The organism is Mesorhizobium sp. M0659, from assembly GCF_040320605.1.
Taxonomy (GTDB): domain Bacteria; phylum Pseudomonadota; class Alphaproteobacteria; order Rhizobiales; family Rhizobiaceae; genus Mesorhizobium.
Genome location: NZ_JAMYPY010000001.1, coordinates 538,452 through 553,586 on the forward strand (window position 1 = coordinate 538,452; position 15,135 = coordinate 553,586).

12 protein-coding genes are annotated in these 15,135 nt (G+C 64.0%); 4 read left to right on the top strand and 8 right to left on the bottom strand.

Annotation, left to right across the window (positions count from 1 at the left end):
- Positions 1-3: 3 nt before the first annotated feature.
- From NKI31_RS02750 to cpaB, 5 genes are all read right to left on the bottom strand, one after another.
- The gene (locus tag NKI31_RS02750) at positions 4-1,425 is read right to left on the bottom strand and encodes a TadA family conjugal transfer-associated ATPase (protein ID WP_023667600.1); all 1,422 of its coding nucleotides are present in this window, start codon (positions 1,423-1,425) and stop codon (positions 4-6) included.
- Positions 1,422-2,636: a CpaE/TadZ family protein gene (locus tag NKI31_RS02755; RefSeq protein WP_023681597.1), complete on the bottom strand. Its 1,215-nt coding sequence runs from the start codon at positions 2,634-2,636 to the stop codon at positions 1,422-1,424. Before NKI31_RS02755 ends, NKI31_RS02750 begins: the two co-directional genes overlap by 4 nt.
- A gap of 44 nt (positions 2,637-2,680) precedes the next feature.
- Positions 2,681-2,947, bottom strand: coding sequence for a hypothetical protein (locus tag NKI31_RS02760; RefSeq protein WP_023681598.1), 267 nt, complete (start codon positions 2,945-2,947; stop codon positions 2,681-2,683).
- 4 nt (positions 2,948-2,951) lie between these two features.
- Entirely contained in the window at positions 2,952-4,352 is a 1,401-nt protein-coding gene (locus NKI31_RS02765) for a type II and III secretion system protein family protein (RefSeq protein WP_031193121.1), read from the bottom strand.
- A 78-nt stretch (positions 4,353-4,430) separates the two neighbouring features.
- On the bottom strand, positions 4,431-5,336 hold the full coding sequence (cpaB, locus tag NKI31_RS02770) for a Flp pilus assembly protein CpaB (RefSeq protein WP_023681601.1): 906 nt from the start codon (positions 5,334-5,336) through the stop codon (positions 4,431-4,433).
- 258 nt (positions 5,337-5,594) lie between these two features.
- On the opposite strand from cpaB, the gene parE reads away from it, so the two are divergent.
- Both parE and NKI31_RS02780 read left to right on the top strand, forming a co-directional pair.
- Positions 5,595-7,649 carry a DNA topoisomerase IV subunit B gene (parE, locus tag NKI31_RS02775; protein WP_023691142.1) on the top strand — a complete coding sequence of 685 codons (2,055 nt, stop codon included), beginning with the start codon at positions 5,595-5,597 and terminating at the stop codon, positions 7,647-7,649.
- Positions 7,650-7,751: 102 nt separating this feature from the next.
- Positions 7,752-9,821, top strand: coding sequence for an FUSC family protein (locus NKI31_RS02780; protein ID WP_352650293.1), 2,070 nt, complete (start codon positions 7,752-7,754; stop codon positions 9,819-9,821).
- Between the two features lie 4 nt (positions 9,822-9,825).
- Here the strand turns inward: NKI31_RS02780 and NKI31_RS02785 are convergent, their stop codons facing one another.
- On the bottom strand, positions 9,826-10,947 hold the full coding sequence (locus NKI31_RS02785; RefSeq protein WP_352650295.1) for a DUF2336 domain-containing protein: 1,122 nt from the start codon (positions 10,945-10,947) through the stop codon (positions 9,826-9,828).
- 91 nt (positions 10,948-11,038) lie between these two features.
- Between NKI31_RS02785 and NKI31_RS02790 the strand changes: the two genes are divergently transcribed.
- Together NKI31_RS02790 and NKI31_RS02795 are read left to right on the top strand one after the other, a co-directional pair.
- Positions 11,039-11,551 (top strand): MaoC family dehydratase, encoded by a 513-nt coding sequence (locus NKI31_RS02790; protein WP_444848965.1) that lies wholly within the window; start codon positions 11,039-11,041, stop codon positions 11,549-11,551.
- The gene (locus NKI31_RS02795) at positions 11,551-12,426 is read left to right on the top strand and encodes an HpcH/HpaI aldolase/citrate lyase family protein (RefSeq protein WP_352650296.1); all 876 of its coding nucleotides are present in this window, start codon (positions 11,551-11,553) and stop codon (positions 12,424-12,426) included. Before NKI31_RS02790 ends, NKI31_RS02795 begins: the two co-directional genes overlap by 1 nt.
- On the opposite strand, the gene NKI31_RS02800 is transcribed toward NKI31_RS02795, so the two are convergent.
- Together NKI31_RS02800 and NKI31_RS02805 are read right to left on the bottom strand one after the other, a co-directional pair.
- Positions 12,423-14,324: a CASTOR/POLLUX-related putative ion channel gene (locus tag NKI31_RS02800; protein ID WP_352650297.1), complete on the bottom strand. Its 1,902-nt coding sequence runs from the start codon at positions 14,322-14,324 to the stop codon at positions 12,423-12,425. The two genes, NKI31_RS02795 and NKI31_RS02800, sit on opposite strands and share 4 nt — an antisense overlap.
- 104 nt (positions 14,325-14,428) lie before the next feature.
- On the bottom strand, positions 14,429-15,013 hold the full coding sequence (locus NKI31_RS02805) for a nitroreductase family protein (protein ID WP_023667611.1): 585 nt from the start codon (positions 15,011-15,013) through the stop codon (positions 14,429-14,431).
- Positions 15,014-15,135: the final 122 nt, after the last annotated feature.

Sequence of the window (15,135 nt, forward strand, 5' to 3'; positions counted from 1 at the left end):
CGGCTACTCCTGCGGCCGGCCGGGTTCGAAATATTTGCCGGGGAATTCAATGCCCATATTGCGCAGGTCCTCGAGGAAACGCGGGCGAATGCCGGTCGCCTCGTAGTGACCGAGGATCTTGCCGTCGGCCTCCATGCCAGTGCGCACGAAGCGGAATATCTCCTGCATCTGGATGACGTCCCCTTCCATGCCGGTCACCTCGGCGACGCTGGTCACCTTGCGCTTGCCGTCCGACAGTCGCGTCAGCTGGACGATAAGGTCGAGCGCGCTGGCGATCTGGCTGCGGATCGACTGCACCGTCATCGGCATGCCGGTCATGCCCAGCATCTGCTCGAGGCGCGAAATGGCGTCGCGCGGCGTGTTGGCGTGGATGGTCGCCATCGAGCCTTCATGGCCGGTGTTCATCGCCTGCAGCATGTCGAAGGCCTCCTCGCCGCGGCACTCGCCGAGGATGACGCGGTCAGGGCGCATGCGCAGCGCGTTCTTGACCAGGTCGCGCTGCTTCAGCTCGCCATGACCTTCGATGTTGGCGGGGCGCGTTTCCATGCGCGCGACATGCGGCTGCTGCAGCTGCAGTTCGGCCGCGTCCTCGATGGTGATCAACCGTTCGTCTTCCGGAATGAAGGCTGACAATGCGTTGAGCATCGTCGTCTTGCCGGTGCCGGTGCCGCCCGAGATGATGGTCGTCTTGCGGGCGTGGACTGCCGCCGCCAGCACCTCGGCCATATTCTGGGTGATGGCGCCGAACTCGACCAGCTTGTGCAGGCCGAGCTTGTTCTTTGAAAACTTGCGGATCGACACCAGCGGCCCGTCGACGGCGACCGGGCGAATGGCGGCGTTGAAGCGCGAGCCGTCGAGCATGCGGGCATCGACCATCGGTTGCGATTCGTCGACCCGGCGGCCGACGGCGGCGACGATCTTGTTGACGATGCGCAACAGATGCGCCTCGTCCTTGAACGGGATATGGACCTGCTGCAGCTTGCCCCGTTTTTCGACGAAGCAGTTCTGGTGGCCGTTGATCAGGATGTCGTTGATGTCGGGGTCCTTGAGCAGCGGTTCCAGCGGGCCGAGGCCGACCATCTCATCGACGATGTCATCGACCAGCGCTTCAAGTTCGACGGTGTTGATCGCCATACGCTCCTGGCGGGTCTTTTCCGACACGAACTCCTGCACCTGCCGGCGCATCTCATCCTTGGGCAGGCGCTCCAGCGCGACCAGGTTGATTTCCTCGAGCAGCAGCCGGTGGATGCGCACGCGGGCATCGAGCACCTTGTTGGCGCTTTTTCCCGGTGTTGTCTCCGGCTTCGGCGGCAAGGCCTTGCGGTTCGTCGGGATGACCACGGCGTGATGCGCGACCGGCGCCGCCTCGGCCGGTTTCAGCGCGCGGACGTCACGGTTCTGCAGGGTCGAGAAGCGGCTGGTCATCCGGCTTTCCTCTTCAGGAGGCCCCTGCCGATGCCGAACAGCGAGCGCGATTTCTCCGGCGTCACCACGGCTTCTTCCGGCAGGATGATCCTCTTCAGATCGTTGACGACATTGGCGTTCGGGTCGATCTCATGCAGCGGCACGCCGCGGTCGACCGCTTCACGCACAAGCCGGTAATTGTTGGAGATGCCGCCGACGAAATGCTCGCCCAGGATTTCCTGGACATCCGCCTGCTTGATGCCGTTGTCGAACATCTTCTGCTCGAAACGGTTGACGATCACGTTCGGCTTCACTTCCTTGCCTGCCGTCTCGTAGACCGCCTGGATCAGCCGCTGCGTATGGCGCAGGCATGGCACCGTCATTTCAGCGACGATGTAGAGCTTGTTGGAGCCGAGCAGCACCGTCTCCGTCCACGGAAACCAGGTGCGCGGCATGTCGATGACGACGTTGTCGAAATAGGCCGAGACGAGATCGAGCATGCGCACCACGACATCGGTCTTGAACGAGCGCATTTCCGACGGATGCGTTGGCGCCGCCAGCACGCAGAGCCCGCTCGCATGCTTGGACAGCATCACGTCCAGCAGCTGACGGTCGAGGCGCTCGGGCTGGTTCTCGATTTCGGTGATGTCGAAGCGCGGCTCGAGGTCGAGATATTCGGCGCAGGCGCCTTGCTGGAAGTTGAGGTCGACCACGCAGGTCGACGCGCCGCGCGTCACCGAATGATGCAGCTGGAAGGCGGTCTGCAGCGCCAGCGTCGTGGTGCCGACGCCGCCGGCGGCCGGCATGAAGGTATAGATCTGCGACTCGGTGTTTTCCTCGCGCCCCGGCCCTTGCAGCGCGCGCACGACCGACCGCACCAGATCGGCGGTGGTGATCGGCTTGACCAGGAAATCGGCGACCTGGAGCTGCACCAGGATACGCACCGCGGCTGCGTTGAATTCCTGGGTGACGACGACCACCGGAACGCGGCCTTCAAGCCGGCGCATGATGCGCTGCAGCGACTCGATCTCTTCCAGCTTTGCCGCATCCATGTCGACGATGAGCGCGCCGAAATCGGCTTCCTGGACCTCGCCGCGCAGTTCGGTAATGTTCTTCTCAACGGTAGAAAGCTGGATCACCTCCGAAGCCGCGAACGCGGTGCGCGTATCCTGCACAAAGGTCCGGTCGCTGGACACCAGCAGGATTTTCTTGGTCTTTATGCCGCTTGCCATTTTGTCAGCCTGTCAGGTCATTCCCGGTCAAATCACCGGGCAAATCAATCGGTTGTCGCTGTCGGTTGCACTGCCTTGGCGGCAGCAGCCTGGTCGGCGGCGTTGACCGCCGCCTCACTGCGCTGCGCCGGCACCAGCAGCCTGGTGTTCTGGACGCCGTATTTCCAGGGATCGACCATCTGCATGGCCGTATTGGCGGCCTGTGCGTTGCCGGCCGCCATCGTCGGTCCCTCGGAGCGGATATAGTCGTCGCTGGTGCAGCCGCTGGCGAGGCCGGCGAGCAGCAGGGCGATGCATGGTTCCACGCGCATGGCTTCAATCCTTCGGCAGGTCGAGGAAATGCCCGACGGTGGTGACCGCGGCCGGCTGTGCCGTACTGCCGCTGGCCATTGCCACTGCACGATTGGCGTCGGACGATTTCACTTCCTCGGTGTTGTTTAGGAAATAGTCGACATTGCTGGCCGGCTGCGTGCCGTCGGTCGGCTCGAGCAGCTTCTTCGACGGATCGACCGGCTTGACCAGATAGGGGGTGACGATGATCACCAGATCGGTCTCGCGCCGCTGATATGATTTGGAGGAGAACAGCGAGCCGAGCACCGGCAGCTTGCCGAGGCCGGGAAGACGCGACGTGGTGATGTCGTTCTGTGACTGCAGCAGGCCGGCGATCATGAAGCTCTGGCCGTTCTTCAGGTCGACCGATGTCCTGGCGCGGCGCACGATAAAGCCCGGCACCGAGATATTGCCGATATTGTAGGAGGCCGAAGCATCGATCGAGGACACTTCCGGCGCGATGTCAAGGCTGACCAGCCCGTCCTTGAGAACCGTCGGCGTGAAGTCGAGGCTGACGCCGTATTTCTTGTAGCTGACGGAAATCTTGCCATTGTCCTCGGAGACCGGGATCGGGAACTCGCCGCCGGCGAGGAAGCTTGCCGTCTGGCCCGAGCGGGCGATCAGGTTCGGCTCTGCCAGCCGCCGGGCAAGGCCACGTTCCTCCAGCGCCTTGATGGCGACGTCGATCGACAGGCCGTTGGACAGCAGCCGGCCGATGATCTCGCCATTGCCGGCTCCCGGCACCGAGCCCGGCTCGATGGTGACGTCGCGCCCGCCAATGCCGTAAGCAAAATTGGCGCTGTATTTGGCGCCGAGATCCTGTCCGGCCTGGCGATTGATCTCGACGAAGCGGACGTTGAGCTGAACCTGCTGCGAGGACGAGATGTTGACCGAATTGATCACTTCCTCATTGCCGGAGAAGCGGCTGGCGATCTTGCTTGCCTTCTCGGCGGCGACCGCGTCATCGGCCTCGCCCGACAGCACGACGCGGCCATTGGCCGAGCCGACCTTGATCTTGGCGTCCGGCACGCTGGCGCGAATGGTGCTGGCCAGCTGGTCGGTGTCCAGCGTCACCTCGATGTCTACGGTGCCGACCAGCTGCTTGTTCTCGTCGAACAGCGCGATGCCGGTGGTGCCGAGATTGTTGCCCAGCACATAGAAGGATTTGTCGGTCAGCGGATTGACGTTGGCGATCTCCGGATCGCCGATGACGATCTGGTAGAAGGCGGCATTGGTCATGACCGTCTTCGGCTTGCCCTTGGCCACCTTGATCGACGCATTCGTTGTCGACGAGACATGGACTATATCGTTGTCGGCCTTGGCTGGCGCGCTGAGGCCGAGCATTACGGCCGCGGCAAGGCAAGCCCCCACCGCAAGCGCCCGCATTGGGCGCAGCCCTTTCGTCGTCTGAAATGCATGAAGTCCCGACATCTGTCCCGTCCTTCGCCCGGTTCCCACCGGCAGTTATTGCTGGTCCCGCGCAGGAACCTGGTATTCTTCGACCTGCGTGCCGCGCGTCACGATGATCGTCTTGAATTTCGGCTTCTCAGGCTCCTTGGTCGCGGCAGTGAACAGCGCGCCGGCAGCGGCCTGGACGCCGGAGGCGACCGATCCGCCGAAGGACGAGATGGTGGTGACGCCGTCCTTGGCGGCACCACCGTCGGCGGCCGAGCGGAGCGACAGCGACAAGGTGCCGACGGTGCGGGCAAGCGCCACTTTCTGCGCGCCTTCGGTCGTCACCTCGATGGTCACGGAATTGGCGATCTGCGGTGTGGTCTGGCGCTCGTCGGCGCCCTGCCCCACGGTCAGCACCTTGGCGTCGGAGACGACGATCTCGGAGGTAACGGTCGATCCGGCAGCGCCCTGCGCGTTCTTGGCCACTTCCTGGATTTCGCCCGCATCGCGTGTCAGCACCACGTCGACCCGGTCGCCCGGCATGACGAAGCCGCCGACACCGGCGATCTCGTCGGTGCGGATTGTCACCGCCCGCATGCCGGGCGTCATCATGTTGGACAGCGTCGCGCGGCCGTTCGGCCCCGACAATTTGCTGATCAGCACCGGCTCGTTGATCTCGATCGGCGACAATACCACGCGGCTGCCTTCGGCGAGCAATGCATTGACTGTGGTGAACGCGCCCTGCGGCACCGAATCCTCGGACCATGGGATTTCGCTGAGCTGCGCCCGGTCAAGCTCCATGCCGTAACGCAGCGGCGCGTTGGCCACCACGATGGTCTTGAAGACAACCTTGGGGACGGCGGGCGCCGGGATCGACGCCGTTTTCTCTTCGGCATCGGCCTTGGCCTGGCTTTTCACCCAGAAATCCGCGGCAAAGATTGAAATCGCGCCGAAGACGGCAGCGATGCCAATCATCGTTATGGCCTTGCCCCTCACAACCAACCCCTGACTCTCGTGGTCTTTTGTTTTGTTGGGGCGACGCTAGGCCGCTTTGTTAAAGATTCAGGAATCCCAGCGGCTCCGCACGGACCTATTTCCGCCGGCTTGGTTATCGAAAGGTTTTAGGATAAGAAGGGGTTAAATCCCCGAACGTAACAGGAACTTCCGTCGCTTGGCGCCGAAAAGCGTGGCAGTATCGACGGGTGATTCGCGGCACCGGATTCTATGGCAGGCATGGACGACAACAACGATCTTTTCGGCAATCTGGAAAAGCAGCCCCAACCGGCTCGGACACCTTCGCGCCCGGCCGACCCGCTGGTGCAGGCCACGAAGCGTCCTGCCGCGACCAAGGACGGCAGCGAGGGCTATAGCGCCGCCGACATCGAGGTGCTGGAGGGGCTGGAGCCGGTGCGGCGCCGTCCCGGCATGTATATTGGCGGCACCGACGACAAGGCGATGCACCATCTGTTTGCCGAGGTCATCGATAATTCGATGGACGAGGCGGTCGCCGGCCATGCCACCTTCATCGATGTCGAGCTGTCGGCCGACGGATTTCTGACCGTCACCGACAATGGCCGCGGCATTCCGGTCGATCCGCATCCGAAATTCAAGAAACCGGCGCTCGAAGTCATCATGACGACGCTGCATTCGGGCGGCAAGTTCGATAGCAAGGTCTATGAGACCTCCGGCGGTCTGCACGGTGTCGGCGTCTCGGTCGTCAATGCGCTGTCGGACCATCTCGAAGTCGAGGTCGCGCGCGGTCGCCAGCTTTACCGCCAAAGGTTCTCGCGCGGCGTTCCGGTGAGCGGGCTGGAGCAGCTCGGCGAAGTGCACAACCGGCGCGGCACCAAAATCCGCTTCCATCCCGACGAGCAGATTTTCGGCAAGGGCGCCGCCTTCGAGCCGGCGCGGCTCTATCGCATGACCCGCTCGAAAGCCTATCTGTTCGGCGGCGTCGAGATCCGCTGGAGCTGCGACCCATCGCTGATCAAGGAAAAGGACCAGACGCCGGCCAAGGCGGAGTTCCATTTCCCCGGCGGCTTGAAGGACTATCTCAAGGCATCGCTCGGCGATGATTTCCAGGTGACCCGCGAAATCTTCGCCGGCAAGAGCGAGAAGCAGGGCGGCCACGGTTCGCTGGAATGGGCGGTGACCTGGTTCGGCGGTGACGGCTTCGTCAACTCCTACTGCAACACAATCCCGACCGGCGAAGGCGGCACGCATGAGGCCGGCTTTCGCAATGTGCTGACGCGCGGGCTTCGGGCCTATGCCGACCTGGTCGGCAACAAGCGCGCCTCGATCGTCACCTCCGAAGACGTGATGATCTCGGCGGCAGGCATGCTGTCGGTGTTTATTCGCGAGCCGGAATTCGTCGGCCAGACCAAGGACAGGCTGGCAACGATCGAAGCCATTCGCATTGTCGAGACCGCCATCCGCGATCCCTTCGACCACTGGCTGGCCGACAATCCGCAGGAAGCCTCCAAGCTGCTGGAATGGGTGATTGCGCGCGCCGACGAGCGGGTGCGCCGGCGCCAGGAAAAGGAAGTGTCGCGCAAGAGCGCGGTGCGCAAGCTGCGCCTTCCCGGCAAGCTCGCCGACTGCACGCAGAATGCCGCCGCGGGCGCCGAACTGTTCATCGTCGAAGGCGACTCGGCCGGCGGCTCGGCCAAGCAGGCGCGCGACCGCGCCAGCCAGGCGGTGCTGCCGCTGCGCGGAAAAATCCTCAACGTCGCCAGCGCCGGCAACGACAAGCTAGCCGCCAACCAGCAGATTTCGGACCTGATTCAGGCGCTCGGTTGCGGCACGCGCTCGAAATACCGCGACGAGGATTTGCGCTACGACCGCGTGATCATCATGACCGACGCCGACGTCGACGGCGCTCACATAGCCTCGCTGCTGATCACCTTCTTCTACCAGGAAATGCCGAACCTGGTGAATGGCGGCCATCTCTATCTGGCGGTGCCGCCGCTCTATTCGATCCGGCAAGGCGGCAAGGTTGCCTATGCCAGGGACGATGCGCACAAGGACGAGCTGTTGCGCACCGAATTCACCGGCCGCGCCAAAGTCGAGATCGGCCGTTTCAAGGGCTTGGGCGAAATGATGGCCGCGCAGCTCAAGGAAACCACCATGGACCCGAGGAAGCGCACGCTGCTCCGGGTCGATGTCATCGACGCCGTGGCGGCGACCAAGGATGCTGTCGACGCGCTGATGGGCACCAAGCCGGAAGCCCGCTTCCGCTTCATCCAGGAACGCGCCGAATTCGCCGCGACGGAAGTGCTGGATATCTGAGCGCCGGCCGACTCTTCGTTTTGACGCAGTTCCGGGCGGAAAACCGTTTCAAACTTTTCCTGGAATTGCTCTAGCCTGCACTTCCGATACGGAGACCAGCTTGTGATCCGGGCGCGGCTGAAGAGCTACTTCGAAACCAGTTTGGCGGGCCTGACGCAGCCGGCGCGCTCGGATTGGATTTTCGCCCTGCGCACGGTTTCGGCCGGTCTGATCGCGCTTCTCGCTGCTTACGCGTTGAAACTCGACCACCCGCAATGGGCGATGATGACGGTCTTCATCGTCGCCCAGCCGGTCGCCGGCATGGTGCTGGCGAAAGGTTTTTACCGGCTGCTCGGCACGCTGGCCGGTGGACTTGCGGCGATCGGCATCACCTCGGTTTTCGGCACCAATCCCTGGCTGCTGGTCACGGCGCTATCCGTCTGGATTGGGCTGTGCACGCTGGTTTCGTCGCTGCTGCGCAATCCGGAAGCCTATGGCGCCGCACTTGCCGGCTATACCGCGATGATCATTGGGCTGCCGGCTTTCGGCCAGCCGCACGTGGTCGTCGATCTCGCTGTCGCGCGCTGCGCCGAGATCGTGCTCGGCATCGTCTGCGCCGGCCTGACCAGCCGGCTGATCCTGCCCAAGCTGGCCGCTGACGCCATTATCTCCAGGCTGAAGCGCAGCATCCTCGACCTTGCAACCTATGCAGGCGGCGCTTTTTCCGGTGGCGACCCGGCGACGCTGGCCGGCCTGCACCGCAAGCTGATCACCGACGCCCAGATGCTGGCCGAGATGCGCGCCTATGCCCGGCTCGAAGCACCGAGCTTCGCCACCCGCGCCCATCCGGTCCGCCTAACCATCGGTCAGCTTCTCTCGGCGCTGTCGGCGGCGCGCGCGCTGCATTCGCATGCCGCGCCGAAAAACGCAGCGCTCATTCCGGTACGCTCCGAACTGCAGTCGTTGGTCAGCGAGCTGGCAGCGACGCCCGAGGCGCTGGACGACACGTCGCCCTGGGTGACGCGGCTCGACGCGATTGCCGGCAAGGCCCGGCAAATGCCCGACGCCTCGACCGATCAGGGCGACGACAGGGTCGGCACCATAACCCGCCTCACCATCGCCGCCGATTTCGCCGAAGCCTTCAAGCAGGTGCTGCGCGGCCTCGACGCCCTGCGCGCACCGGTGACGGGCCCCAGCCGGAGCAACAGGCAGCCGCCTGCGCTGGTGGTGCACCGCGATTATCCCGGGGCTTCGCGCAATGCCATACGCGCCGGCCTTGCCACGTTGGCGGTCGCCGCCTTCTGGCTGACGACGAAATGGTCCGACGCGGCCGGCACCGTCATCCTCGTTGCCGTCGTCTCCAGTCTTTTCGCCGCGCGGCCTGACCCGGTGCGGGTGTCCTGGGGCTTCTTCAAGGGAACGCTGCTGGCTTTGCCCTTTGCCTTCCTTGTCGGCCAGGTCGCGCTGCCTGCTTTGCCCGGCTTCGGCTGGTTCACGCTGTTTGTCGTGCCGATCCTGGTACCGACGGCGCTGGGCATGGCCAATCCGCGCACCGTCGGCGTGGCGACGGCCTTTGCCATCAATTTCCTCGCCTTCCTCAGCCCGCATCAGGCGATGACCTATGCCCCAGGCCCGTTTTTCGCCGGCTCGGCGTCGGTGCTGGTCGGCATCCTGCTGGCGATCGGCGTCTTCATCGTGGTGCTGCCGGTGGATCCATGGCGCGCGGCCAACCGCATCGTGCGGGCCATGCGCGAGGATCTGGCGCGGCTGTGCCTGCATGAGCGGGTGCCGCGGCGTTCGGCCTTCGAGAGCCTGGCCTATGACCGCATCAACCAGCTGATGCCGCTCTTGCAAAATGCCGGCAGGAAAGGCGATGCGATTCTGGGCGGCGGGGTCGCCGCCGTTACCGTCGGCCTTGAAATCCTGCGTCTGCGCGCCGCGCAGCAGAGCCCGTCCACTCCTACCGACACCGCGCTCTCGATCGCCAATTTCCTGCGCGGCCTCGCGCGTGAACTGCTCTTTCGCGCAACCGGCGATCCACAGACAGCAACTGTCACTGTGGCCCGGCAATATGCAGCCAGCCTTTCAGAGCGCAGCGGCGGTGCGGATATGCTGCAGATCGCAGCCTCGCTGCGCATCATCGCCGCCGCGATCGAGGATTTCCCGGATTTCTTCGCCAAGGACCGAGTTTAGGGCGTCAGGCCGCGGCTATCGCCAGCGCATGCCCGCGCGCGTTTTCCCGCAGCGCGTCGAGATGGATCGACTTGACCAGGCCGGCGAGATCGCCCTCGGTGGCCGGACCGCCGAGCTCCTTCAGCATCAGCCAGCTGACCTCCTGCACGCCGGCGAGGCGCTTGCCGTTGGCGACTTCGCGCCAGATTTTGAGCGCGCGCAGGATGATGCCGTGGGTGGAAGCGGCGAGGCCGGCGCTGCGGAACAGCGCCTGCAGCGCAACGTCTTGGCCGCCTGCGAGCAAGGCCCGCACCCGCTGCTCCGACTGCTGGCTGAGCGCGACCAGGGCCGAGCCGAAAAAGTCGACCTTGCCCTGGGCAATGGTGCGGATGATGAAACTTGCGGTCAGGTCGCCGCGCAGGCGCAGATGTTCGATGAGTGCAGCATGTTCCTCAGTGCGCGTGCCTTCGACCAGCCGCACCGAAGCCTTGACGCAAGCATCGCGCGTGACGCGCTCGGCTCTGGCAGCCCCCATCAGCGCCATCACCAGCGGCGAAGCCTTCAGCGTTTCGCCGAGCTTGACCAGCAGCATGTGCCGGCAGTCGGCCGGCAGCCGCACATCCGTGACCATTGCCTCGCGCAAATGAGCGATATGGCCATGCCGCTCGGCGATGCGGCGGAAAGAGAGTGAGGCTATATCGGCGCCGTCATTGGCGAGCAGCGCCGCACACGCTTCCGGTTCGCCGATCTCGGCGATTGCCGCAGCAACCGCCATCGAAACGACCGGCCGGGCGGCGATCAGCTTTTGCGTCGCCTTGTGACCGGCCGCGACGCGGTCGATCAGGTCGGCATCGGTGAGCAGCGGCGACCGCGCCAGCACCAGGGCTGCCACTTCCGGCTGATCGGAGGCAAGCGCGCTGATGATCTGCAGCGGCGCGTGATGGCTCATCGACAGCGCTTCGGCCATAGCCAGCCGCACCTTCGACGAGGCGTCGTCGAGCAGCAGCGTCAGCGCCGCTTCGGCCGCGCAACGGTCTTCGAAAGGCAGGTCGGAATTGACGTAGGCGCGGGCCAGCGCGCTCGCCGCCGCGGCGCGCTCCGAAACTCTCGCGGTGTAGATCCATTTGAGAAAATGCGAGACAACCATACTGCCTGCTACGCCCCTTGCCGGAAAGCTTCCGGCCCCAGGAATGACCCTAGGCAGAAATGGTTTACGAACGGTTCACCATGTTTATTAACTGGCTTGCGGGTGGCATGGGCAGCGCCTATCAACCGTCAGGCAGCGGAGGAGAAAAACGATGCCCGGGCTTTATCTCGAAGAGTTCGTCGTCGGACATGTCTTTCGGCACACGCTGCGCAAGACCGTCACCGAAAGCGATAACATGCTGTTCTCGGTGATGACGCTGAACCCGCAGCCGCTGCACATCGACTTCGACTTCGCCGCCAAGAGCGAATGGGGCAGACCGTTGGTCAATTCGCTGTTCACGCTCGGCCTGATGATCGGCATTTCCGTCAATGACATCACCGTCGGCACCACAATTGCCAATCTCGGCATGAAGGAGACGGTGTTTCCGCACCCGGTCTTCCACGGCGACACCATCCGTGTCGAAACGACGGTGCTCTCAGTCAGGGACTCGAAATCGAAGCCGGACCGCGGCATCGTCGAGTTCGAGCATCACGCCTACAATCAGAACGATGTGCTCGTTGCCAAATGCACGCGCCAGGCGATGATGATGAAAAAGGCGGCCTGATGCGCTCGCTGCTGTTTGTGCCCGGGGATTCCAAAAAGAAACTGGAGAAGGGTTTTGGCGCCGGCGCCGACGTGGTCATCGTCGACATTGAGGATTCCGTGGCGCCACAAAACAAGCCGTCGGCACGCGACATCGCAGCACGCTTTATTGCCGGCAACAGGCAGCAGACAAGCTCCGCCATCTATATCAGAGTCAACGACCTATCGACCGGGTTGACCGACGATGATCTGGCCGCCCTGGTTCCGGTCAAACCCGACGGCATCATGCTGCCGAAGTCGAACAGCGGCCAGGATGTCCAGCAGCTATCCGTAAAGCTCCGCGTACATGAGGCCGAAAACGGATTGCCGGATGGCGCGATCAAGATCCTGCCGATCATTACCGAGACCGCTGCTGGGTTGCTGGCCGCCGCGACCTATGCCGGGGCAAGCGCCAGGCTTGCCGGCCTCACCTGGGGTGCCGAAGATCTGTCGGCGGCGATCGGCGCGCAGGCTGCGCGCGACGACAACGGCCGCTACACCGATGTCTTCCGCCTTGCCCGCACCATGACCATCCTTGCCGCCGGCGCAGCTGAAGTCGCGGCGATCGACACGGTTTTCCCCGCCTTTCGCGACATGGCCGCCTTCGAAGCCGAATGCACGGAGGCCGAGCGTGACGGCTTTACCGGCAAGATGGCGATCCATCCGGCGCAAGTGCCGGTCATCAACGCCGCCTTCACGCCATCGGCGGAGGCAGTGCAACGCTCGCGGGCCATCGTCGCGGCCTTCGAGGCGGCCGGAAATCCCGGCGTGGTCGGCATTGACGGCAAGATGTATGACCGGCCGCATCTCAGGCTCGCCGAACGGCTTCTGGCTCGCGCCAAGGCAGTCGGGGTTTAGTCCCGCGCCAGCACGATGACCCGGTCCTCAGGCAGGTAGGCCAGCGCTTGCGACTTCAACGGGTTGACGGTGACGCCGCCCAGAGCCCGCTCATCACTCTGCGCAGCGCGAACGCGCCTATGTCCGATGGCGATCTCGCCGCGCAGCCGCGCCGATTCCGCGATCGTCCAGAACGTCACCGGATGGTCGATGGCGACATAGTCGCCGACCGGACGCATGTAGATTTCGGAGCCCTCCACGTCGAGCAGGTCATCGAAGATCGCGGCGAGATGCTGGTTCTCGGATGCCTGCGCCAGCATCAGGCTGACCAGCCTGTTGCTGACGACGAAATCATCGGCCTTGGTCACCGCCGCCAACTCGCGGTTGCGCACGTCGATCATTTCGCTGACAATCGAGATATGCGTGCCGGCATCGTCTGCGATTTTGCGCAAATGCAGCAGCGTCACCAGCGTGCGCGTATCGGCGGGCTGCGCTGCCATGGTCTCGCTGTAGCCGAGGACGAGCACGTGGTCGTAAGAAGGCACGTCCAGACTTGCCAGTGCTGTTCTGCTCGACGTGTCGGTGATGCGGCAGGAAACCGCCAGATTGTCGCCGACGACCGGCAGTCCGGCAACTTCCTGCTCGAGGCCAGGCGTATCGGCGGCGATGGTCAGGATTGACCCAGGTGCGACGTAGCGCGACAGTTCATAGGTTATGATCGGACCGCGCCGGTTCCAGCCAAGGATCAGCGTGCGCTCCGGCTTCGCCTCGATGGGCTGATGGCGAAGAATCGCCGCGGCATCGATCTTGGCTCCGGCGCTTCCCAGCTTGATGGCGGCATCGTCCTCGGCAATGATGATGGCGCGCATGTCCTTGCCGATTACCAGCTCCGACGGCGGGTTGAGATTGACGCGCCCCTGCTGGTCGCAGAGCCCGATCAGCGCGCAATGCTCATACGCCATCACTGCCTCGCCGAAGGTCTTGCCGGTGAGATCAGGCTGCTCGGTCGTGTAGATTTCGCAGCCGTCGAAATCGAGCAGCTCCGAATAGACGCCGCTGAGACCCGACTGCCGGCTCGAATGCACGACGATGCGCGAGATCAGCTGGTCGGCCAGGACAAGCTGTACCTCGGCCCCGCCGACGACGCGGGCGACCTCGGCGTTCTTTCCGTCGCGGATCTCGGCGGCGATGTTATAGGGCGCCGTGCGCCGGTTCGGGTCGTTGGCCAGCGCCAGCACCGTCTTGATGACCTGCGAATCCGGATCGTCGCCGTCCGGCGACAGCACGATGATGGAGCGCGAGGTCTGCGGGTTGACGATGGCCAGATCGTAGAGGTCGGTCGGGTCGCCGCTGCGGCAGATGATGCGTGTGTTGCCCAACCTGCCGACCTTGGCGGCGATCTCGTCCTCCATCGTGACCTTGTCTATGTTGGCCATGACGACAATGCGCGGATGGCGGCGGCTGGCATTGGCAATGACGAGTTCGGAGATGACGTCGAAGACCGACGGCGACCAGTTGAGGATGATGGTGTGGTCGCTCTCCAGCACCCGCGAACGACCCTTGCGCAATTCATCGAGCTTGCTGTCGACGCCGGCGCTGAGCACGCCGATGAGGGCCGACACAACGAAGATGCCGGCAAGCGTGACAAACAGCATGACGAGACGAAAGGCCCAGCCGGTGTCGCCGCCCATCGTGCCGGAATCGAGCGTGCGCATCAGCGATTCCCAGAACCCTTCGAAGAAGTTCAGCGGTTCGCCGCCCTCCGGCGCGATGCGGGTCACCGCAAGGAAGGCCGCGGCGGCGATGATGATCAGCAGGGAAAGGACGGCGAGCCAGCCGATCAGCGCGATCGGCCCGGCGGCCATGCTCTTGTCAAACCCATAGCGCAGCCGGGTTCGCAGCGAGTCTCGTTTCTTCATGTCGCCGGCGACCCCCAATATCCTATGATCGATACGCCAACCCCACGCATCGCCAAGCCGCCGTCTTAGCCTGTGTTTAAATAAAGGGGAATCGCTTTCGGGTGTCAGCCGTTCCACGGCCCAGTATAATCGGCATAGAGCTTTGCCGGATCGGGCCGCGGCCGTTCCGGCGCCGGGCCCTGGTAGGAGCCGACATGGATGAAGCCGACGACGCGCTCCTGCGGCGCCAGCCCCAGGATCGCCCTGCCCTCCGCGACGTCGGAATACCAGTTGCTGATCATGTTGGTGCCATAGCCCAGCGCGTTGGCCGCGATCATCAGGTTCAGCGCCGCCATGCCGCCGGACAGGAACATTTCCCATTGCGGGATTTTTGGATTGTCCTTCGGAACCGACACCACGCCGATCACCAGCGGCGCGCGGGAAAACCGCGCAAGCTCCTGGTTGCGGCGGTTTTCCGGCAGCGGCCCTTCGCGCTGTTCGGCGAGCGCCGCCAGCTTCCTGCCGATCTCGAATCGCGCCTCGCCGCGATAAAGGATGAAGCGCCACGGCTCCAGTCGGCCGTGATCGGGCACACGGCTTGCAGCCGCGATCATGGTCGCGATATCGGCATCGCTGGGCGCCGGTTCCTTCAATTCAGGAATAGGTGCGGAGTTTCGGGTCAGCAGGAAGTCGATGATCGGCGACGCCATGGGGGCCAGGTCTCCTAAAGCACTCGATTTTGAGCTGAAGCGCGCCATTGCGGATCGGGGCGGCTCGGGCAATGGCGCGGGCGCGCCGGACGAAAGAACCTGTTGCCAAGGCGGTCGGACTC